At 59.8% G+C, this 19,549-nt stretch carries 21 protein-coding genes and 1 pseudogene; 13 read left to right on the forward strand and 9 right to left on the reverse strand.

Annotated features, from left to right (window positions below; genetic code table 11):
- Positions 1-43: 43 nt before the first annotated feature.
- The 7 genes from B0D71_RS11620 (at position 44) to B0D71_RS11650 (ending at position 3,759) form a co-directional block, all read left to right on the forward strand.
- Positions 44-1,342, forward strand: coding sequence for a serine hydrolase domain-containing protein (locus B0D71_RS11620; protein ID WP_240635700.1), 1,299 nt, complete (start codon positions 44-46; stop codon positions 1,340-1,342).
- Positions 1,339-1,659 (forward strand): YbjQ family protein, encoded by a 321-nt coding sequence (locus B0D71_RS11625; protein WP_103394891.1) that lies wholly within the window; start codon positions 1,339-1,341, stop codon positions 1,657-1,659. The genes B0D71_RS11620 and B0D71_RS11625 overlap by 4 nt, the downstream gene beginning before the upstream one ends.
- Before the next feature lie 148 nt (positions 1,660-1,807).
- The gene (locus B0D71_RS11630; RefSeq protein ID WP_032829518.1) at positions 1,808-1,996 is read left to right on the forward strand and encodes a hypothetical protein; all 189 of its coding nucleotides are present in this window, start codon (positions 1,808-1,810) and stop codon (positions 1,994-1,996) included.
- Between the two features lie 290 nt (positions 1,997-2,286).
- Positions 2,287-2,655, forward strand: coding sequence for a bacteriocin (locus B0D71_RS11635; RefSeq protein ID WP_103394892.1), 369 nt, complete (start codon positions 2,287-2,289; stop codon positions 2,653-2,655).
- Between the two features lie 114 nt (positions 2,656-2,769).
- Complete coding sequence (locus tag B0D71_RS11640; RefSeq protein ID WP_103394893.1) at positions 2,770-3,237, forward strand: glycine zipper domain-containing protein; 468 nt, start codon at positions 2,770-2,772, stop codon at positions 3,235-3,237.
- 16 nt (positions 3,238-3,253) lie between these two features.
- Positions 3,254-3,436 (forward strand): hypothetical protein, encoded by a 183-nt coding sequence (locus B0D71_RS11645; RefSeq protein WP_103394894.1) that lies wholly within the window; start codon positions 3,254-3,256, stop codon positions 3,434-3,436.
- Positions 3,437-3,543: 107 nt separating this feature from the next.
- Positions 3,544-3,759, forward strand: coding sequence for a hypothetical protein (locus B0D71_RS11650; RefSeq protein WP_103394895.1), 216 nt, complete (start codon positions 3,544-3,546; stop codon positions 3,757-3,759).
- 28 nt (positions 3,760-3,787) lie between these two features.
- Here B0D71_RS11650 and B0D71_RS11655 read toward each other — a convergent pair.
- A pseudogene (locus B0D71_RS11655) lies at positions 3,788-4,255 on the reverse strand (RHS repeat-associated core domain-containing protein); the annotation flags it as partial.
- Positions 4,256-4,485: 230 nt separating this feature from the next.
- Here B0D71_RS11655 and B0D71_RS11660 point away from each other — a divergent pair.
- On the forward strand, positions 4,486-5,175 hold the full coding sequence (locus B0D71_RS11660) for an HAD-IA family hydrolase (RefSeq protein WP_103394897.1): 690 nt from the start codon (positions 4,486-4,488) through the stop codon (positions 5,173-5,175).
- 81 nt (positions 5,176-5,256) lie between these two features.
- Here the strand turns inward: B0D71_RS11660 and B0D71_RS11665 are convergent, their stop codons facing one another.
- The gene (locus B0D71_RS11665; RefSeq protein WP_103394898.1) at positions 5,257-6,003 is read right to left on the reverse strand and encodes a 3-oxoacyl-ACP reductase family protein; all 747 of its coding nucleotides are present in this window, start codon (positions 6,001-6,003) and stop codon (positions 5,257-5,259) included.
- A gap of 124 nt (positions 6,004-6,127) precedes the next feature.
- Here B0D71_RS11665 and B0D71_RS11670 point away from each other — a divergent pair, with 124 nt between their 5' ends.
- Positions 6,128-7,051 carry a LysR family transcriptional regulator gene (locus tag B0D71_RS11670; protein ID WP_103394899.1) on the forward strand — a complete coding sequence of 308 codons (924 nt, stop codon included), beginning with the start codon at positions 6,128-6,130 and terminating at the stop codon, positions 7,049-7,051.
- A gap of 51 nt (positions 7,052-7,102) precedes the next feature.
- Here B0D71_RS11670 and B0D71_RS11675 read toward each other — a convergent pair whose 3' ends face one another.
- From B0D71_RS11675 to B0D71_RS11685, 3 genes are all read right to left on the reverse strand, one after another.
- Positions 7,103-7,831 carry an aspartate/glutamate racemase family protein gene (locus tag B0D71_RS11675; RefSeq protein WP_008017624.1) on the reverse strand — a complete coding sequence of 243 codons (729 nt, stop codon included), beginning with the start codon at positions 7,829-7,831 and terminating at the stop codon, positions 7,103-7,105.
- Positions 7,832-7,887: 56 nt separating this feature from the next.
- Complete coding sequence (locus B0D71_RS11680; protein WP_103394900.1) at positions 7,888-9,429, reverse strand: NCS1 family nucleobase:cation symporter-1; 1,542 nt, start codon at positions 9,427-9,429, stop codon at positions 7,888-7,890.
- 566 nt (positions 9,430-9,995) lie between these two features.
- Entirely contained in the window at positions 9,996-10,736 is a 741-nt protein-coding gene (locus B0D71_RS11685; protein ID WP_007971943.1) for a phosphoadenylyl-sulfate reductase, read from the reverse strand.
- A 173-nt stretch (positions 10,737-10,909) separates the two neighbouring features.
- Here B0D71_RS11685 and thrH point away from each other — a divergent pair, with 173 nt between their 5' ends.
- A complete protein-coding gene (thrH, locus tag B0D71_RS11690) occupies positions 10,910-11,527 on the forward strand; it encodes a bifunctional phosphoserine phosphatase/homoserine phosphotransferase ThrH (RefSeq protein WP_103394901.1) in 618 nt (205 codons plus the stop codon).
- A 152-nt stretch (positions 11,528-11,679) separates the two neighbouring features.
- Here the strand turns inward: thrH and pabB are convergent, their stop codons facing one another.
- The 4 genes from pabB to rloA form a co-directional block, all read right to left on the reverse strand.
- Entirely contained in the window at positions 11,680-13,023 is a 1,344-nt protein-coding gene (gene pabB, locus B0D71_RS11700) for an aminodeoxychorismate synthase component I (RefSeq protein WP_103394903.1), read from the reverse strand.
- 249 nt (positions 13,024-13,272) lie between these two features.
- Positions 13,273-14,259 carry an alpha-L-glutamate ligase-like protein gene (locus tag B0D71_RS11710; protein WP_103394905.1) on the reverse strand — a complete coding sequence of 329 codons (987 nt, stop codon included), beginning with the start codon at positions 14,257-14,259 and terminating at the stop codon, positions 13,273-13,275.
- Entirely contained in the window at positions 14,259-15,794 is a 1,536-nt protein-coding gene (gene rloB, locus B0D71_RS11715) for an osmotic stress tolerance membrane protein RloB (protein WP_103394906.1), read from the reverse strand. The genes B0D71_RS11710 and rloB overlap by 1 nt, the downstream gene beginning before the upstream one ends.
- Before the next feature lie 5 nt (positions 15,795-15,799).
- On the reverse strand, positions 15,800-16,336 hold the full coding sequence (rloA, locus tag B0D71_RS11720) for a retropepsin-like aspartic peptidase RloA (protein ID WP_103394907.1): 537 nt from the start codon (positions 16,334-16,336) through the stop codon (positions 15,800-15,802).
- A 297-nt stretch (positions 16,337-16,633) separates the two neighbouring features.
- Here rloA and B0D71_RS11725 point away from each other — a divergent pair, with 297 nt between their 5' ends.
- The 3 genes from B0D71_RS11725 (at position 16,634) to prpC (ending at position 19,530) form a co-directional block, all read left to right on the forward strand.
- Entirely contained in the window at positions 16,634-17,353 is a 720-nt protein-coding gene (locus B0D71_RS11725; RefSeq protein ID WP_008048579.1) for a GntR family transcriptional regulator, read from the forward strand.
- Complete coding sequence (gene prpB / locus B0D71_RS11730; protein ID WP_103394908.1) at positions 17,350-18,243, forward strand: methylisocitrate lyase; 894 nt, start codon at positions 17,350-17,352, stop codon at positions 18,241-18,243. The genes B0D71_RS11725 and prpB overlap by 4 nt, the downstream gene beginning before the upstream one ends.
- 159 nt (positions 18,244-18,402) lie before the next feature.
- A complete protein-coding gene (prpC, locus tag B0D71_RS11740) occupies positions 18,403-19,530 on the forward strand; it encodes a bifunctional 2-methylcitrate synthase/citrate synthase (RefSeq protein WP_103394910.1) in 1,128 nt (375 codons plus the stop codon).
- The last annotated feature ends 19 nt before the right edge of the window (positions 19,531-19,549 follow it).

Raw genomic sequence — 19,549 nt, forward strand, 5'->3', positions numbered from 1 at the left:
GCTCCATCCTCGCATCAGCTTTCGCGGCGCAGCCAGGCTCATCATGGCTGTACCGCTTGTTGCCATGTCCTCACTGGCTCTCGCTTACGCACCCGCAAACTTTCCTGATGCTCAAGCCAGTGACCCGGCCAGGCTAGGCTGGATGGTCGGCTCTCCACCCCCCGCTGATCGCACCGTGCGTTTTGAAGACGGCAGCTATTTCCAGTTTCCGGCAATGCGCTGGAGTGTTTCGAACTTTCGGCAGTTGATGCCGACGATCAACGTTTCTCGTGGCCTGGGTGCTCCGGTCCCACTGGAGATAGCGCTGCGCAAAGATATCGACGGGATCAGTTTCGTCCCGCTCGGCGCCAAGGCGCCGATGACCTGGGAGCAATCCCTCGCGGCGACCTACACCGATGGCATTGTGGTCTTGCATCGCGGAAAAGTTGTCTACGAGCGCTACTTCGGCGTGTTGAAACCGGACGGCCAGCATGCCGCGATGTCGGTGACCAAGTCTGTGGTAGGCACGCTGGGCGCCATGTTGGTGGCGCAGGGGCATCTCGATGCTGGCAAGCGCGTTGCCGAATATGTACCGGAGCTGACTGATTCTGCGTTTGGAGGCGCCACGGTACGGCAGGTGCTCGATATGACCACGGGCCTCAAGTACAGCGAGGACTACGCGGACCCGGATGCCGAGGTCTGGGCCCATGCCAGGGCAGGCAGCCCGTTGCCCAAACCCAAGGATTATGAAGGCCCTCGCAGTTACTACGAGTTTCTGCAGACGGTGCAACCGCAAGGTGAGCACGGTCAAGCGTTTGCCTACAAAACCGTCAACACCGACGTGTTGGGCTGGGTCATCGCCCGCGCCACCGGTCGCAATGTTGCGCAACTGCTGTCGGAGAAAATCTGGAGCCGATTGGGCGCCGAACAGGACGCTTATTTCACCGTGGATTCCATCGGCACGCCATTCGCCGGTGGTGGCCTGAACACGGGGTTGCGGGATCTGGCGCGGTTTGGCGAGATGTTGCGTAACGGCGGTCGGTTCAGTGGTCAGCAGATCGTACCTGAGGCAGTGATCGACGATATCCGTGGCGGCGCTGATAAACAGGCGTTCGCCAAGGCGGGGTACACCTTGCTCAAAGGCTGGAGTTACCGCTCGATGTGGTGGGTGACGGACAAGGAGGGCGGGGCGTTTATGGCGCGTGGGGTCCATGGGCAGCGCATCTATGTCGACCCGAAGGCCGAAATGGTCATCGTCCGCTACGCATCCCATCCGGTGGCCAGCAACTCGGCCAATGATCCCGTCACTTTGCCGGCGTTTGATGCGCTGGCTGAATATCTGAACAGGAATAAACAGCAATGATCACAACGACAACCCACTCCATCGAAGGCCGGCAAATTACCGCCTACCTGGACATCGTCAGCGCCGAGTCCGTGCAGGGGATCAACGTTGTTCGCGACGTGTTTGCAGGGATGCGCGATTTCTTCGGTGGGCGCTCCCAGACACTGGAGCGAGCGTTGAAGGAAGCACGGATTCAGGCCACCGATGAGATCAAGGAGCGGGCACGGGCGCTTGCAGCGGATGCAGTGATCGGGCTTGATTATGAGATAAGCATGCCAGCCGGCAAAGGCGGGATGGTCGTGGTGTTTGTGACCGGGACTGCGGTCAAGTTGAGGTGAAAGGTGAGAAGCCATTCGTCGGTCCAGGAGAGATCTGAACGACAGGTCCATTAGTGACCGGCTAGTCTCAATCGCCTTGGCGATCGATATTCTTTCAGGCAAAGGGCTTGCCGGTGTCGATATCGCTTTTTTGAAAAGGGGTGAAGAGATGGCTGATCCGTATATCGAGGACGATGGCGCAGAGTTTCCGATCAACAATTCCGTGCGGTGTGGCCAGACCCAGTATGTGGCCAGTTTCGGCGAGGACCAGACCGAGGTCGACAAGATCAAGACCAGGGCGTGCCGGGTACTGAAGGGCAAATTTTTACCCAAGGTGACAGCACCGGTCAGGAAGTAAGCGAACGTAGTAAACCCCGTCATTGAACGGGTTTTTTCATGTCTGAAAGGGTTTGATGACAAGTTTTTTAAGGTGTTGATCTTTCACAAACTTTTCACAATACCCTCGGTAGTCTCGACTCATCCGTTAGAAAGCAACACCTGGCCCGTTTCCCCAGCGGGCTTTTTTTTGTCCGCGATAAAACCTTTTCCATAAAAGCTGTCCAACCGTCGCCAATCGCGAAGTTGTCCGCGCAAAAGCATTCAATCTCGCCCCTTTTTTGTGTACCCCTATTTTTTGAGGTTTTTGTCATGCGTTTAACACTGCCTGCTCTGGTTCTGGGGCTTCTGGTTGCTCAAGGTGCAATGGCTGGTGATGGCACTGCCGCGCTGGGCGGTGGCCTGGGCGGCGCATTGGGTAACGTGGTCGGCCAGAAAATGGGCGGCAGCACTGGCGCAGCGATTGGTGCGGGCGTGGCTGGCGCGGCGGGCAGCGCCGTTGCCGCCAAAAAAGGTCATCGCACCAGCGCTGCTATCGGTGGCGGTGTCGGTGCAGCCGGTGGTTCGGTGATCGGTAACAGCCTTGGTGGCAAGTCCGGTGCCACCATCGGTGCAGGCCTGGGCGGTGCATTGGGCGGCGGCGTGGGCAGCAACCTGGCCAAAGGTCACAAGCGTCACTGATCCTGATCCTGATTTGAAAAGAGCCCGGCTTGATGCCGGGCTTTTTCGTATCTGAACGTTTTACGCCGCAGCGGCTCAAATCTTCCGTACCCATTGAAGAATGTGAGGCGTGCCATGAACCAGGAAACCAACAGCAAAAAAAACGCAAGCCAGAGTGCTCGACGCTTAATGTTGCCTGCGATTGTTTTTGGATTGCTGGTCTCTCAGGCGGCGCTGGCGGGCGGTAACGGAGATGCCGCGGTGGGCGGTGGTCTTGGCGGGGTGCTGGGCAACGTTGTCGGCGGCCAGGTGGGCGGCAGCACGGGTGCCGCGATTGGTGCTGGCGTCGGCGGAGCGGCCGGCGGTGCGATTGCCGCGCCCAAGCGCAGTCGCACTGAGGCAGCGATAGGCGGTGGTTTGGGCGCGGCGGGTGGTTCGGTGGTCGGCAACAGTCTTGGCGGTTCGACCGGATCGGCCATCGGCGCAGGTCTTGGCGGTGCGGCGGGCGGCGCGGTCGGCAATAACCTGGGGAGTGACAGCGGCCATTCCCATTCCGGTGGCGGTCATAAACATTCGAAAAAGCACCACAATAAGAATCACTAGTTAAGCGAGGCATACCATGACTCCGAAAACCGAAGGCAAGGACGAAAAAGGCCCGGGCGGACTGCCGTTTATCAACGATCCCGGCAATGAAGACCCGGGGTCGCTGATGGATGATGCGACGGTGCCGCTTAACGATGCTGATGATGCGGGCGATGTGGGCAATATCGAGTTTGAAGATGAGGAAGAGGACGAAGACTGATCGAACCGTGTTGCAGCATTGACCGGTTGTCTACTTGATCGAACGCGTCCATCGCCCAGTCCTCGATATTCTGTGGCCTGCACTTCAGGTCGCTCGAGAGGTGCGAAATGAACACTGATCCGAAAGTCTTCGACGTGGATGAAACACCGGAGTATCCGCTGCCATCACCTACTGACTCCTTGAGCCGTGACCAACGACCGCCGGACGATGATGATGCCGGCGTGGAGCAAGTTCCGAGCGACGACAATATTGAGGCAGACCCAGAAGATCGAGACGATGCCGGCGGCGAAGGCTCGGATGAGCCGGCTATTTCGCCACGATAGTGAGGAGCCGCGAGTCCCGATCACTTCTTCAAGGCGTCGAGCCGATAGGGTCATATCCGGTTCCGGAGACTTCCCGGGACCCCCGTGATTCTCCGCGATACAAGTATTTGTTTCGAGGTTTTGGAGAGGACGCATCAGGCTCGCCTTCATCAACCTTTGCCACGCTCTCCCGGTCCGTCACCGAGCATCCCGGTTCTTTTGCCGGCGGGAAACTCCCGCTCAACCCCCATGGATTCACCCACCCCGTCGGGTTCCGGGTGTACTGGTACGGGGTCAACCCAGTGGCCAACCTGAGCGGATTTGGCGTCAGGTAACGACCAATGTCCGGATCGTAGTAGCAATGTCGGCTGTTGTGCAGGCCGCGCTCGGCGTCGAAGTATTGCCCCTGAAGCCGTAGTGGTTGTTCGAGTCGTTCGCCGTTGCCGTGGGCGTTGTATTTGGCCGACCAGACGATGATGGCGCAGCTATAGCTGGTCAGCTTCTGCGGGGTGCCGAGGGTCGCTTTCGGCGACGAACTGTGCGGAGGATCTACAAGGAAAGAAGTCAGGAAAGTTCGTATTTGGTGTAGGGCGATTCGCTAGATCGTGCAGAGCCATTCAGCGCGGATCGGGATTTCATCGTTGCTCCAGGCCCGCGGCGCTCGTTATGCTGCTGAATCCTTTAATCCATTCGGGAGCGGGCTTCACCTGCACCGCCCGGGATGCCTCAGAAAACGGATCAGATGCGATGAATGCACCCCTGACAGCATTCGGCCCGATCAAGGCCGTGATTTTCGATATGGACGGCTTGTTGCTGGACACGGAGGGCATCTACACCGAAGTCACGTCCATCATCGCCGCGCGTTACGGCCGAACGTTTGACTGGAGTATCAAGCAGAACATCATTGGCCGCGGTGCGGGTGATCTGGCGTGCTATGTGGTTGAAGCGCTGGACCTGCCGATTACCGCCGAGGAGTTTCTGGTGATCCGCGAGCCGCTGATGCGCGAGCGCTTTCCTACCGCGAAAGCAATGCCTGGCGCACAGGAACTGGTACGGCATCTGAAGGCCAACAACATTCCCATTGCCGTCGGCACCAGCTCTTCGAGTCAGTCGTTTGGCCAGAAAACCACCTTGCACCGCGACTGGTTCGCCTTGTTCGACTTCATCGTCACCGCCGATGATCCGGAGGTGGGCGCGGCCAAACCGGCACCGGATATTTTCCTGACGGCGGCGCGGCGCCTGGGCGTCGCGCCCGAGGATTGCCTTGTATTCGAGGATTCGCCCTTTGGGGTCACCGCGGCGAAAGCGGCGGGGATGACGGCGATTGCCATTCCGGATGCGGCCATGGCCGACGCCAGGTACGCACACGCTGATGGCATTCTTCGTACGTTGAAGGCGTTCGAACCGGGCGCTTTTGGTTTGCCGGCGCTGGAATAGGCCTAGCTTAAAAGACTGGTTGATACTGGAAAATGTGGGAGCGAGCCTACTCCCACAGTTATTGCAATTGGCTGACACGCATCAGGCGCCAAAACCACCGTCGATGGTCAGGCTGGCCCCTGTGATGTAGCCGGCTTCAGGGCTGACAAGGTAGGCAACGAAGCTGGCGATCTCTTCAGCCTTGCCGTAACGGCCCACGGCCATCAACGGGATCAGGCTGTCCGCAAAGTCACCGTGGGCCGGGTTCATGTCGGTGTCGACCGGACCTGGCTGCACGTTGTTGATGGTGATGCCTTGCGGGCCGAGATCACGGGCCAGGCCTTTGGTCAGGCCGACCAGTGCCGACTTGCTCATGGCGTACGGGCCACCACCGGCGAAGGGCATGCGGTCGGCGTTGGTGCTGCCGATGTTGATGATGCGACCGCCTTCGGTCATGTATTTGGCGGCGGCCTGGGTGGCGATGAACACGCTGCGCACGTTGATGGCCAGGGTCTGGTCGAAGTCTTCGAGTTTGAACTCGGCCAGCGGTGCGACGGCCAGTACGCCAGCATTGTTGACCAGGATGTCCAGGCGACCGAAGGCCTCGACCGTGGCGGATACGGCGCCGCGGATGGCGTCGGCGTCGGCGCTGTCGGCCTTGATGGCCAGGGCCTTGCCGCCCTTGGCGGTGATGCTGTCTTGCAATTCTTCAGCCTTGGCCGTCGAACTGACATAAGTGAAGGCAACGGTCGCGCCTTCAGCGGCCAGGCGCTTGACGATGGCTGCACCGATACCGCGGGAACCACCTTGAATCAATGCCACTTTGCCGCTGAGGTTCTGAGTAGTCATGTCGATCTCCAAGTCCCGAGGCGAGATGTCCCGGTTGATGGAGCCTAGTATCGATTCAGGATTACGTGCTGTGTAGACCATAATTACGATAGTCTGTGTAAACCAAAAGTTTATAGTGGCGCCTATGGAAACCTTCAGCAGTATCGAATGCTTTGTGCGCAGCGCCGAGGTCGGCAGCTTCGCTGAAGCCGCTCGGCGCTTGAGCCTGACACCGGCGGCGGTGGGCAAGAGCGTCGCCAAACTCGAAGCGCGCCTGGGCGTCAGACTGTTCCAGCGCAGCACTCGCAGCCTGACGCTGACGGAGGCCGGCCAGTTGTTTCTCGGTGAAGTCAGCGGCAGTCTGCACACGATCCAGAATGCCGTGGCCAATCTTGCCAGCGCCGGTGGGCAGCCAGCGGGCACCTTGAAAGTCAGCATGGGGACGGTATTTGGCTGCCTGTACATTGTGCCGATGCTCGGCGAGTTTCTGCGGCGATTTCCGGCGATCAACCCGGATTGGCACTTCGACAACCGCCAGGTTGATCTCATCGGGCAGGGTTTCGATGCGGCAATCGGTGGTGGCTTTGAACTGCCCCAGGGCGTGGTGGCGCGCCGGCTGAGTCCCGCGCATCGGGTGTTGGTGGCTACGAGGAACTATCTGGATACACATGCGGCAATCAGCGAGCCGGATGACCTTAAGCACCATGACGGGATTCTGATCCGTTCGCCGCAGACCGGTCGGGTGCGCTCCTGGCAGTTGACCCATCGCAATCAGCAACATAGCCCGCTGACGCTCAAGGCGCGGATGACCATGAGCGATTCCGAGGCCGCCTGTGCCACGGCCGCGCAGGGACTGGGCATTGCGCTGGTGAGCATGCCGTTTGCTGCGGGCTATCTGGAAACAGGAAGGTTGCAGCGGGTATTGCCGGACTGGTACATCGACGACGGCTACACCTCTATCTATTACGCCGAACACAAACTGCTGCCCGGCAAGACCCGGGCGTTCGTCGACTTCATCATTGAGCAGTTTGCCGAGCGGGGGTTGGGGCAGAGGTTCAGTGCGGTTTGAGGCAGGCTCTAGACCGAGGTGTGGCTTGCCCGCGATGAACGATAACGCGGTCTACCGGGCAAACCGCGCCGGCCAGCCAATGATGTTTTTCGGCCGCGGCGTCGCATAGGTCCGCACTTTCGAGGTCGACAGGCCCAGTCGCACCAAGGACTCGGCAATGGTCACTGCCGCCGTCACGCCATCCACCACCGGCACGCCAGTACGTCGGCGAATCTGCTCGTCCAGCCCGGCCATGCCGCCACAGCCCAGGCAAATCACTTCGGCCTTGTCCTGAGTCACCGCCAGTTCGGCCTGATGCACGATGGCTTCCAGTGCACGCTGCGGTTCGTGTTCCAGTTCCAGCACGGCCAAACCACTGGCCCGTACTGAGGCGCAGCGATCCCAGAGGCCGGAGAGCTTGAGGCGATCCTCAATCAACGGCACGGTGCGGTCGAGGGTGGTGACCACGGAATAGGCGTGACCGAGAAACATTGCCGTGCTGGCGGCGGCGTCGGTGATGTCCACCACCGGCACGTTGAGCAGCTCCTGCAAGCCTTCACGGCCGTGCTCGCCGTAGCCGGCCTGGATCACCGCGTCGAAAGGCTGATCGTAGGACATCACCCGGTCCATGACCGCGATCGCCGCCAGGTAACTTTCGAAATTGCCCTCGATGGAGTCGGCGCCAAAATGCGGGGTGAGGCCGACGATTTCCGTGCCAGGCGAAGCGACGGCCTGCGCCGAGCGGGCGATGGCCTGGGTGATGGATTCGGTGGTGTTGACGTTGACCACGAGAATGCGCATGGAGAGTCCTTACTGCAGAGGGTTCTGCGGCCCGACAACGTCGGGCCGCGACGGGATTAATGACTGACGTTGTCGACCGCGATGGCTTCGCCACTGACATCGGCGTAGTAGGGTTGGCGTTTGGCGATGATCAGGTAGAGCATCCCGGCGATGCTGGCACCAATCAGCCAGGAGAACGGCGATACGCTGTGGAACCCCGGCACCAGGGCCAGGACGATGGCGATCAGGGCGGCGGGAATGAACGCCGCCACCGCGCGCAAATTGACGCCGCGGCTGTAGTAATACGCGCCGTTGGGGTCTTCGCTGTACAGCTGCGGCACGTTGATCTGGCCTTTTCGTACCAGCCAGTAGTCGACCATGATCACGCCGTACAACGGGCCGAGCAGGGCACCGAGGCCGGACAGGAAGTACACGATCACCAGCGGGCTGTTGTAGAGGTTCCACGGCAGGATCAGCACGGCGATGGTCGCGCTGATCAGCCCGGCGCGGCGGAAAGTCAGGTACTTCGGCGCCAGGTTGCTGAGTACGAACGCCGGGGCGACGAAGTTGGCCATGATGTTCACCGCCACGGTGACGATCAGGAACGCCAGGCAACCGAGCACCAGGAAGAACGTATTGGGTATAGAGGCGATGATTTCGGTCGGGCTTTCGATAATCCGGCCATTGATCTGGAATTGCGCGCCGCACAGCAGGACGGTAATGCTGGCGAACACCAGGATGTTCACCGGCAGGCCCCAGAAATTTCCGACCTTGATGGTCTTGCGGCACGGCGAAGATCGGGCGAAGTCGCAGAAGTTGAGGATCAACGTCCCGTAGATCGCCAGCCACAGTGCGCCACCGGCAAAGATGTTGCGCCACATCTCACCACCGGTCAGCGGTTCGCGGATCGACCAGGCGATGGTTGCGTTGGCCTGGAAGTACATCCACGCGGCGAGGGCGGCGACGGTCAGCAGAATCACCGGGCCGGCAAACGCCTCATAGCGCCGTACCATCTCCATGCCATAGGCAAGGATCGCCAGTTGCACGAACCAGATCGCGACGAAACACACCCAGCCCAGGGTCGACAGGCCGAGGATTGAGTCGTGGTCGTAGTCGGCGAACCCGGGGTGGACCGCCGTCAACAACACGCGAAACACCACCGAGGCTAGGTACGTCTGAATACCGAACCAGGCGATGGCGATCACGGCGCGTATCAATGCGGGAATCTGCGCACCGTGAATGCCGAAACTGATCCGGCTGATGACCGGAAACGGCACCCCGGTTTTCTGTCCCATATAGCCAGACAGGTTCATGAAGAAATAAACCAGCGCTGCGCCGATCCCCAGGGACAGGAGGATCTGCCAGCCACCCAGGCCTAAAGCGTACAGACCGATGGCGAACGAGTAGTTGGCAATGTTGTGAACGTCGTTGGTCCACAGGGCAAAGATGCTGTAGCGGCCCCAGCGCCGACCTTCGGACTTGGTCGGTGCCAGGTCCTTGTTGTGCAACCTGGGACTGAGTACCACGGGGGCGTGATGCGCCTGATTATCGGCGGTGTGGGTGGAATGGGAGGAGGGTAGATCCAGCGCGATATTGTTATTGGAGAGACTAGTACGCATTCCGGCAGGCTCCTGATGCTCGACATCGCGATGACTGTGCATGAGCGTTGGCTCGACAAATCTTCGTCGCGGGCGGCGAATATCATTGGTTACGGGGCATCTGCAGCCTGTACGGGATAGGGCGCTTCAGGCTTGCGGATCTAAAGTGTGTGTATGTTTTGATATAATTGTATACAAAACATGTATGCACTTAAGCCAGATCCATGCCAGTCGGACGTTCTATGAAATGCGCTGCTCATTTCGTTTTGTTATGACTTTTCGCCAAGTAACTGAAAAATCGAAAATATAAATTGACCGATTGAACAGGTATTTATTTTAAGGCGGGGATTTAGAAGGGTGTGGCGGGGCAAGTCAGGCGCGGGGATGTAACTTTTGGGGGCGTAGAAACAACAAGTGCACACAGAAATGGCACCGATGGTGACATTTGTGTGTACACATTTTTTGAAGTTGCAGATAACACTGTAGGAGCGAGCCTGCTCGCGATGGTCGTCAACGATAACGCGGGGTGCCAGATACCCCGCTGCGTTCTCGGGTTCATCGCGACCAGGCTCGCTCCTACAGTGGGCTTAGGCTTTGGATTTGCTGATGATATTCCCTGCATGCAGCCCGCATTCCTTCTGCGTCGCTTCTTCCCACCACCAGCGGCCTTCACGCTCATGCTGGTTCGGCAGTACCGGGCGGGTGCAGGGTTCGCAGCCGATGCTGATGAAGCCGCGTTCATGCAGGCTGTTGTACGGCAGCTCCAGCATGCGGATGTAGCCCCAGATCTCTTCGCTGGTCATTTGTGCCAGCGGGTTGAACTTGTACAGGGTGCGTTCCGGTGTGGAGAACGCGGTGTCGATTTCCATCACCGCGACGGCGCTGCGGGTGCCGGGGCTCTGGTCCCGGCGCTGGCCGGTGGCCCAGGCCTTTACGCCGGACAGCTTGCGACGCAGAGGCTCGATCTTGCGGATGCCGCAGCATTCGCCATGGCCGTCCTTGTAGAAGCTGAACAGGCCTTTTTCCTTCACGAAGGGTTCGAGTTTGGTGTAGTCCGGCGACACCAACTCGATGTCGATCTTGTAGTGCTCGCGCACCTGATCGATAAAACGGTAGGTCTCGGGGTGCAGGCGGCCGGTGTCGAGGCTGAACACCTTGACGTTCTTGTTCAGCTTCCAGGCCATGTCCACCAGCACCACGTCCTCGGCGCCGCTGAAAGATATCCACAGGTCATCGCCGAACTCGGCAAACGCGAGTTTCAGGATGTCCTGGGCGGATTTGTTGGCATAGGTCGTGGCGAGTTCCACGACGTCGAACGTTGGGCTCATCAGGGCGGCTTCCTACAGGTCGGTGGCGCTGGGCGCTCTATATGGGGCCGATGGTAACAAAAAGCTGCATGGGCCGGGGCATCCTCTGCGTTGCGCAGGCAGGCCCGAGTCGCTAGAGTTCGGCAGTCTTTTTGCTCGCTCGACTCAATAATCAATACAAATGGGAGTGTCTTGTGGAAATTGCCTGTCTGGATCTTGAAGGTGTGCTGGTCCCGGAAATCTGGATCGCCTTTGCCGAAAAAACCGGGATCGAATCCCTCAGGGCCACCACCCGGGACATTCCCGACTACGACGTACTGATGAAGCAGCGCCTGCGGATTCTCGACGAGCACGGCCTGAAGCTCTCCGACATCCAGGAAGTGATCGCTACGCTCAAGCCGCTGGACGGTGCGATCGAGTTCGTCGACTGGCTGCGCGAGCGCTTCCAGGTGGTGATCCTGTCGGACACTTTCTATGAGTTCTCCCAGCCGCTGATGCGCCAACTGGGATTCCCGACCTTGCTCTGCCATCGCCTGATTACCGACGACAGCGGGCGAGTCACTGGCTACCAGCTGCGTCAGAAAGATCCAAAACGTCAGTCGGTCCTGGCCTTCAAGAGCCTCTACTACCGGGTGATCGCGGCGGGGGATTCCTACAACGACACCACGATGCTGGGTGAGGCCGATGCCGGGATTCTGTTCCATGCGCCGGATAACGTGATTGCAGAGTTCCCGCAGTTCCCGGCGGTGCACACGTTTGAGGCGTTGAAGCAGGCGTTCATCAAGGCTTCGAACCGGACCTTGAGCCTGTAACTCGATCCCCTGTGGCGAGGGGGCTTGCCCCCGTTCGGCTGCGCAGCAGTCGCAAACCGGTACACGTGTTCTATCTGGGGATGCGCGGTCTTAGGTATTGGGGTCGCTTCGCGACCCAGCGGGGGCAAGCCCCCTCGCCACAAAGTCCTGCGTTACAGGTTTTGCAGCGTATCGAGCAGCACCTTCACCTTGGTGATCGACTCCTGATACTCGGCCTGCCATTCGGAATCCGCGACAATCCCGCCGCCGCCCCAGCAACAGACCTGGCCATCCTTGACCAGTAAGCTGCGAATCGCGATCGAGCTGTCCATCTCGCCGCGCACGTCCAGGTACAGCAAAGAACCGCAATACAGCCCGCGTCGGGTCGGCTCCAGTTCGTCGATGATCTGCATCGCCCGAATCTTTGGCGCGCCGGTAATCGAGCCGCCGGGGAAACTGCCGGCAATCAGGTCCAGGGCATCGCGGTCATCCGCCAGTTCGCCGGTGACGCTGCTCACCAGGTGATGCACGTTTGGATAGCTTTCCAGGCTGAACAATTCCGGCACCCGAACTGAACCTGTGCGGCAGGTCCGGCCGAGGTCATTGCGCAGCAGATCGACGATCATCAGGTTTTCCGCGCGGTCCTTGGGGCTGGCCAGCAGTTCGGCGGCGTTCGCGGCGTCTTGCTCAGGCGTCAGTCCACGAGGTCGAGTGCCCTTGATCGGGCGGGTTTCCACATGGCCCTGGCTGACTTTGACGAAGCGTTCCGGCGACAGGCTGAGGACAGCGTTGCCGTCAGGCAAGCTCTGGAAGCCGGAAAAAGGCGTCGGGCACGCTGCGCGCAATGCGCAGTAAGCGGCCCACGAATCACCCTGGCAGGCCGCGCGAAACCGTTGGGCGAAGTTGACCTGATAGCAGTCACCGGCCTGAATGTACTGCTGGATGCGCTCGATGGCCTGCTGATACTCGCCTGCGCTCAAATCGGCAGTCATCGGGGTGAGCAGTTTGAAGGGCGCGACCGCTTCAAGTGTCGGTTGGCTGAACAGGTCGATCAGGCGCTGACGTTCGCTGGCAGGCAGTGTCGGATGGAACACCAACTGGCTGGTCAGCGAAAGGTGGTCGCTGATCAATGCCCAGCCGTACAGGCCGAAACGCGCGTCAGGCAGTTGCAGGTCATCTCGGGCCTGGCTCGGTAGGCGCTCCAGATGTCGGCCGAAATCGTAACTCAGGTAGCCGATCAGCCCGCCGGCAAACGGCAACTCATAAGGTGCTGGCAGAGAGGCTTCGCCCAGGCGTGTCAGGTTATCGCGCAGGCGTTGCAGGAAATCATCGCCGCTTTCGTCGGGCGATACCGTCAGTTGTTCCAGCGGCCAGGCGCTGAGCAGGTCATAGCGGCCCCGGTCGGCACTAGGGCGACCGCTGTCGAGCAGCACGGCACCGGGGGCGTGGCGAATCGCCGCGAAGTATTGGGCGGGGTTGGCGCGATAGGGCAGCGGGTGTACGGAACAGGTCAACATGGGCGGGGGAGATCAGCCATCGAGGCGGGGTGGCGATTGTAGTCCTCTGTAGGATTTGGTCCTAGAGGGATGTCGGAAAGAGCTAAGTTTGCAGCGGCTGTATGAAACCTGTGGCGAGGGGGGTTGCCCCTGTTCGGCTGCGCAGCAGTCGTGAAATCGGCTGGCACGGTCTGCCTGATACTCTTGAGTCGGATGGTTTTTGGGGTTGCTTCGCAACCCAACGGGGGCAAGCCCCCTCGCCACAAGGGATCAACCCTCAACCGCAGGAATATGCCCAAACATCTCCTGTACAAACGCTATGCGTTCCTCGACGGTTTCGGTCACGCCGCGAGCCTTCAGTTCTTCCAGGCGAGCCTCGACGGCATGGGTTCGCAGCGTCAGCCCGCAATCGTTGGCAATCTGAATGTTCAAGCCCGGACGGGCGTTGAGCTCCAGAATCAGCGGGCCTTTTTCCTGGTCCAGGACCATGTCGACACCGATATAGCCCAACCCGCACAACTCATAACAGCCCGCGGCGAGTTTCATGAAACCGTCCCAGTAGGGCAGTTGCACGCCATCCACCGCGTTGGTGGTGTCCGGGTGTTTGTTGATGATGTTGTTCAGCCAGGTGCCGCGCAGGGTCAGGCCGGTGGCCAGGTCCACACCGACACCGATGGCGCCCTGGTGCAGGTTGGCCTTGCCGTTGGACTGGCGCGTCGGCAGGCGCAACATGGCCATGACCGGGTAGCCCATCAACACAATGATGCGAATATCCGGCACGCCTTCGTAACTGATGCTCTTGAAAATCTGGTCCGGAATCACGCGGTACTCAATCAGCGCCCGATCGCGGTGACCGCCCAGGGAGTACAGGCCGGTCAGGATGCTGGAAACCTGGTGTTCGATTTCTTCGTGGCTGATGATCTTGCCGGACACCGTGCGGTACCGTCCCTCGAAGCGGTCGGCAATCACCAGGATGCCGTCGCCACCGGCGCCCTGGGCCGGTTTGATCACGAAATCGTTGCGTCCACCGATGATCGCCTCGAGATTGTCGATTTCCTTCTCGGTGGAAATCACGCCATACAGCTCGGGCACATGGATGCCGGCGGCGATGGCGCGCTCCTTGGTGATGATCTTGTCATCGACGATCGGGTACAGGCTGCGTTTGTTGTACTTGAGCACGTAGTCTGCGTTGCGCCGATTGATCCCCATGATGCCCCGGGCTTCCAGGGCCTTCCAGGTCTTCCACAAGCCGAACATCAGGCGTCAGCCTTCTTCAGGAAAGCCTTGAAACGCACCAGTTCGGTCAGGCGATACCCGCGATAACGACCCATGGCCAGCATGAAGCCCACCAGGATCAGCAGGATTGCCGGGAAAGTGAACACGAAGTACACCAGTTCCGGAACGGTCATGATCAGGTGCGCCAGGGACGCGGCGAACAGCGTGCCGATGGCCACTTTCATGGCATGGCCGCCGCCACGTTCTTCCCAGGTGATCGACAGGCGTTCGATAGTCATGGTCAGGATCACCATCGGGAACAGCGCCACCGACAAGCCGCGCTCCAGGCCGAGTTTGTGGCTGAACAGGCTGATCGCCGCAATCAGCACCACCACGAACGTCAGTACCACCGACAGCCTCGGCAGCATTTGCAGCTTCAGGTGTTCGAGGTAGGAGCGTAGCGACAGCCCCAGCGCCGTGATGATGGTAAACAGCACGATGCCGAAGCCGAGCTGGGTTTCGCGGAAGGCCAGGGCGATCAGCACCGGAGTGAAGGTACCCAGTGTCTGGATGCCGACCAGGTTGCGCAGGATCAGGATCACCAGAACGCCGATCGGGATCATCACCATGATCATGAAGGTCTGCTGGGTTTGCAGCGGCAGACCGTACAACGAGTACTCGAGGAAGTTGGCATCGGTGTTTTCGTCGGTCAGCTTGGCCAGGCGAATGGCGTTCATTTCGCTGTTGTTCAGGCTGAAGGTCACGTTGGCTTTCTTGCCGCCATCGACGGTGATCAGGTTTTCGTCGCCGGTCCACCACAGCAGGCGGTCGGTCGGCAGGCCTTGTTCGCCGGTTTCAGGGTTGAAGTACAGCCAGTCGGTGCCGTTGAAGCTGCGCAACCAGAGTTCCGGTGTTTGTGGCTGGTCGGCCACCAGGCGGATGGTGTGGACCTTCTCGATCGGCACGTGGGCGATGGACAGCAGCAGCTCTACGATTTTCGCCTTGTGCGCGGTGGACGGATCACCGGCCAGCAACAGTTTCACGTTGTCGTCGTTGACGTTGCTGACGCGCTTGATCGCTTCGCCGACGAAGGTTTCGACGTCGGCCGAGTGCTGGCGAATAGGGGCGAGCAGCGCTTCGGCGGCGATTTTTTCCGGGCCCTCGATGGCGACGCTGTCACGGAAGGTCGGGCCTTTGATCTTGGCTTTCTCACCGGAGTAACGCTTGGTCAGTACCAGGCGGTAATACAGCGTCTGATTGCCTTTGGCCCGGCGTGCCGACCAGGTGACCTTGCGGTTGCCGTCGACCCGGTTCACGGCCACGCCGTAGTTATTGGAGATGAAGCTTTCGTTGAGGCTGACGAAGTCGCGGCTCAGCGGCGGCACGAACATCTGGATCTTGACCGGGTCCTTGGCGCTGGCGACGAACTCGACCTTGGCGTCGATGTTCCACAGGTCGTCAGTGGCGTCTTCGGTCACCGGGATGCCCAGCACGAAGATCTGATAGGCCGTAACTGAAATGCCCAGCACCACCAGGATGGCGATCAGCAGTTTCAGATGAAGGGTAAGAGAGCGCATTTGAATTACTCGGCGGTATGAGCGTCGGTGGTGCAGGCGGGTTTGCCGGCAGCATATTTAAGGCTGGGGTCGACCAGTGCATCGAAGCGTTTGAGCGCTTCGGAGCCAATCAGTAGCGGGTATTGGAATGCGCTGCGATCGGTCAGGTTCACTTCGATGCTGCGCAGGGCCGAGCCCATGCAGATGTCCAGTTCGATCACCGGGCGGGCGGTGTACTTCTTGCCTTCTTCCGGGTCGTAGTCGCCGGCCCGGCGCTTGATCTTGCTGACACGGGCCAGCGGGCGTTCGATCGGGTGCGAGTGGGCGGCGTCGATGGCCAGGTAAAAGCGCACCCACGACTCGCCGTTGCGTTTGAAGCGTTTGATATCCCGTGCACTCAGGGAAGCGGTTTTCGCCCCGGTGTCGAGCTTGGCCGCCACTTCCAGATCGATGCCATTGAGCGATGCGTACTCATTCAGGCCATACACGGTCTTTTCCCCGGCCATTGCGAAGCCGGGCAAACATAAGAAATAAAGAATGGTAGGGAAGGGCTTGAGTCTCATAAATCCTGGTGCGCAGCGGTCCGACTTGATTCAAGGCCCTGGCATCGCTGCGCAAGCTCCCTCGTATGCCTATCAGGGTTTTATGACAGACAGTGCAGATGTGACAAACAAATGCGGGCGGCATTCTAGCACGGTGGTTTGATGGCGCCAGCGCTGGCCGGTGGCTATAAATAGACGGGTTGCTTCGTTATGGTGCAACCAGTTATCAGAAGATTGTCGACAATATCTATTTATCCTTTGACTGCAACACCTGTATTCGTTAGTTTTTACGGCACTAGCTTACAAGGTGTCGACAATATGCTGGATCAACTCGATCCCCCGGTTTCTACGCAAGACGATACGGAGACGCTTTCCGAGAACGTCTTCCGCCGCATTCAGGCGGCTATCGTCAAAGGCGATATCGCCCCGGGCAGCAAAATCTCCGAACCGGAACTGGCGCGCACCTATGGCATCAGCCGAGGCCCGTTGCGCGAAGCCATCCACCGTCTGGAAGGCCAGCGCCTGCTGGTTCGCGTGCCGCATGTCGGCGCACGGGTGGTGTCGCTCAATCACGCCGAATTGATCGAGCTATACGAAATCCGCGAATCTCTCGAAGGGATGGCCTGTCGCCTGGCCGCCGAGCGCATGAGCCTCGAAGAAATCGACGAGCTGCGTCGGGTCCTGGAAACCCACGAGCGCGATGAGGCGTTTCAGGCCGGTCGGGGCTACTACCAGCAGGAAGGCGATTTCGACTTCCACTACCGAATCATCCAGGGCAGTGGCAACCGCACGCTGACCCAAATGCTCTGTGGCGAGCTGTATCAACTGGTGCGCATGTACCGCATCCAGTTTTCCACCACGCCCAATCGCCCGCACCAGGCGTTTGCCGAGCACCACCGAATTCTCGATGCCATCGCCGACCGTGACGGTGAACTGGCCGAGTTGTTGATGCGTCGTCACATCGGCGCCTCCAAACGCAACATCGCCCGTCATTACCAGGACGGCGCTAACCCGACAGCCAAACGAGGTGAGTCATGAGTTTGAACAAGAGCACTCCAGGCCAGCGTTTCCGCGATGCGGTCGCCAGCGAGCATCCATTGCAAGTGGTCGGCGCGATCAACGCCAATCATGCGCTGCTGGCCAAGCGCGCCGGTTTCAAGGCGATCTACCTGTCGGGTGGTGGGGTGGCTGCCGGCTCCCTGGGCGTGCCTGACCTGGGCATCACCGGTCTGGATGACGTGCTGACTGACGTGCGCCGTATCACCGACGTTTGCGACCTGCCGCTGCTGGTGGACGTGGACACCGGTTTCGGTTCTTCGGCGTTCAACGTCGCTCGCACCGTCAAGTCGATGATCAAGTTCGGTGCGGCGGCGATTCACATCGAAGACCAGGTCGGCGCCAAGCGTTGCGGTCACCGCCCTAACAAGGAAATCGTGACCCAGCAGGAAATGGTCGACCGCATCAAGGCCGCCGTCGATGCGCGTACCGATGACAGCTTCGTGATCATGGCCCGTACCGACGCCCTGGCGGTGGAAGGCCTGGAGTCTGCCCTGGATCGCGCCGCCGCGTGCATCGAGGCCGGCGCCGACATGGTGTTCCCGGAAGCCATCACTGAACTTGAAATGTACAAACTGTTCGCCAGCCGCGTGAAAGCGCCGATCCTGGCCAACATCACCGAATTCGGCGCGACCCCGCTGTACACCACCGAGCAGCTTGCTGGAGCGGATGTATCCCTGGTGCTGTACCCGCTGTCGGCGTTCCGCGCCATGAACAAGGCCGCGGAAAACGTCTACACCGCAATCCGTCGCGATGGCACGCAACAGAACGTCATCGACACCATGCAAACTCGCATGGAGCTTTACGATCGCATCGACTACCACACCTTCGAGCAGAAGCTCGATGCGTTGTTTGCCCAAAAGAAAGGCTGAACCTAACCCTGTACCTGTAGGAGCGAGCTTGCTCGCGATGGACGTCAACGATAACGCGGGAAACCTGTTATCCCGCGGTGTAGCGTCCACCATCGCGAGCAAGCTCGCTCCTACAGGAGGAGGTTTCCCTAATAAATTCAAGAATGCTGGAGACAAAAAATGGCCGAAGCAAAAGTACTCAGTGGCGCCGGGCTCCGTGGCCAGGTAGCCGGGCAAACCGCACTGTCCACCGTGGGCCAGTCGGGTGCCGGTCTGACCTATCGTGGTTATGACGTTCGTGAACTGGCGGCTGACGCACAGTTCGAAGAAGTCGCCTATCTGCTGCTGTACGGCGAACTGCCGAGCAAGGCGCAACTGAGCGCCTATATCACCAAGCTGAGCAAGCTGCGTGACCTGCCGCAAGCGCTGAAAGAAGTACTGGAACGCATCCCCGCCGACGCCCACCCGATGGACGTGATGCGCACTGGCTGCTCGTTCCTGGGCAACCTGGAGCCTGAAAACAACTTCTCCGAGCAGCACGACAAGACCGACCGTCTGCTGGCCGCATTCCCGGCGATCATGACCTACTGGTATCGCTTCAGCCACGAAGGCAAGCGCATCGAGTGCGTGAGCGACGAGCAGTCCATCGGTGGCCACTTCCTGCACCTGCTGCACGGCAAGAAGCCGAGCGAGCTGCACGTCAAGGTGATGAACGTTTCGCTGATCCTCTACGCGGAGCACGAGTTCAACGCCTCGACCTTTACCGCCCGTGTTTGCGCCTCGACCCTGTCCGACCTGTACTCGTGCATCACTGCGGCCATCGGCTCGCTGCGCGGCCCGCTGCACGGCGGCGCCAACGAAGCGGCGATGGAAATGATCGAGCGTTTCTCGTCGCCGGAAGACGCGATCAAGGGCACCCTCGGCATGCTCGAGCGCAAGGACAAGATCATGGGCTTCGGCCACGCGATCTATAAGGACAACGATCCGCGCAACGAGGTGATCAAGGGCTGGTCGAAAAAGCTCGCTGACGAAGTGGGTGACAAGGTGTTGTTCCCGGTGTCCGAAGCCATCGACAAGACCATGTGGGAGCAGAAGAAACTGTTCCCGAACGCCGACTTCTACCATGCCTCTGCGTACCACTTCATGGGCATTCCGACCAAGTTGTTCACACCGATTTTCGTCTGCTCGCGCCTGACCGGCTGGGCTGCACACGTGTACGAACAACGCGCCAACAACCGCATCATCCGTCCAAGCGCCGAATACACCGGCGTTGAACAGCGCAAGTTCGTACCAATCGAACAACGCTGAATGGTGGAGGCTGGCACCG

Origin of the sequence: Pseudomonas laurylsulfativorans, assembly GCF_002906155.1 — a bacterium.
Lineage (GTDB): Bacteria > Pseudomonadota > Gammaproteobacteria > Pseudomonadales > Pseudomonadaceae > Aquipseudomonas > Aquipseudomonas laurylsulfativorans.

Excerpts from the sequence above, each read along its gene's own strand:
- B0D71_RS11645 (WP_103394894.1), top strand. The coding sequence starts at position 3,254 with ATGACTCCGAAAACCGAAGGCAAGGACGAAAAAGGCCCGGGCGGACTG.
- B0D71_RS11640 (WP_103394893.1), top strand. The coding sequence starts at position 2,770 with ATGAACCAGGAAACCAACAGCAAAAAAAACGCAAGCCAGAGTGCTCGA.
- B0D71_RS11710 (WP_103394905.1), bottom strand. The coding sequence starts at position 14,259 with ATGTTCGGCTTGTGGAAGACCTGGAAGGCCCTGGAAGCCCGGGGCATC.
- B0D71_RS11680 (WP_103394900.1), bottom strand. The coding sequence starts at position 9,429 with ATGCGTACTAGTCTCTCCAATAACAATATCGCGCTGGATCTACCCTCC.
- B0D71_RS11665 (WP_103394898.1), bottom strand. The coding sequence starts at position 6,003 with ATGACTACTCAGAACCTCAGCGGCAAAGTGGCATTGATTCAAGGTGGT.
- B0D71_RS11635 (WP_103394892.1), top strand. The coding sequence starts at position 2,287 with ATGCGTTTAACACTGCCTGCTCTGGTTCTGGGGCTTCTGGTTGCTCAA.
- B0D71_RS11630 (WP_032829518.1), top strand. The coding sequence starts at position 1,808 with ATGGCTGATCCGTATATCGAGGACGATGGCGCAGAGTTTCCGATCAAC.
- B0D71_RS11670 (WP_103394899.1), top strand. The coding sequence starts at position 6,128 with ATGGAAACCTTCAGCAGTATCGAATGCTTTGTGCGCAGCGCCGAGGTC.
- B0D71_RS11675 (WP_008017624.1), bottom strand. The coding sequence starts at position 7,831 with ATGCGCATTCTCGTGGTCAACGTCAACACCACCGAATCCATCACCCAG.
- B0D71_RS11725 (WP_008048579.1), top strand. The coding sequence starts at position 16,634 with ATGCTGGATCAACTCGATCCCCCGGTTTCTACGCAAGACGATACGGAG.
- B0D71_RS11685 (WP_007971943.1), bottom strand. The coding sequence starts at position 10,736 with ATGAGCCCAACGTTCGACGTCGTGGAACTCGCCACGACCTATGCCAAC.
- B0D71_RS11660 (WP_103394897.1), top strand. The coding sequence starts at position 4,486 with ATGAATGCACCCCTGACAGCATTCGGCCCGATCAAGGCCGTGATTTTC.
- B0D71_RS11650 (WP_103394895.1), top strand. The coding sequence starts at position 3,544 with ATGAACACTGATCCGAAAGTCTTCGACGTGGATGAAACACCGGAGTAT.
- rloA (WP_103394907.1), bottom strand. The coding sequence starts at position 16,336 with ATGAGACTCAAGCCCTTCCCTACCATTCTTTATTTCTTATGTTTGCCC.
- pabB (WP_103394903.1), bottom strand. The coding sequence starts at position 13,023 with ATGTTGACCTGTTCCGTACACCCGCTGCCCTATCGCGCCAACCCCGCC.
- prpC (WP_103394910.1), top strand. The coding sequence starts at position 18,403 with ATGGCCGAAGCAAAAGTACTCAGTGGCGCCGGGCTCCGTGGCCAGGTA.
- B0D71_RS11620 (WP_240635700.1), top strand. The coding sequence starts at position 44 with ATGGCTGTACCGCTTGTTGCCATGTCCTCACTGGCTCTCGCTTACGCA.
- prpB (WP_103394908.1), top strand. The coding sequence starts at position 17,350 with ATGAGTTTGAACAAGAGCACTCCAGGCCAGCGTTTCCGCGATGCGGTC.
- B0D71_RS11625 (WP_103394891.1), top strand. The coding sequence starts at position 1,339 with ATGATCACAACGACAACCCACTCCATCGAAGGCCGGCAAATTACCGCC.
- rloB (WP_103394906.1), bottom strand. The coding sequence starts at position 15,794 with ATGCGCTCTCTTACCCTTCATCTGAAACTGCTGATCGCCATCCTGGTG.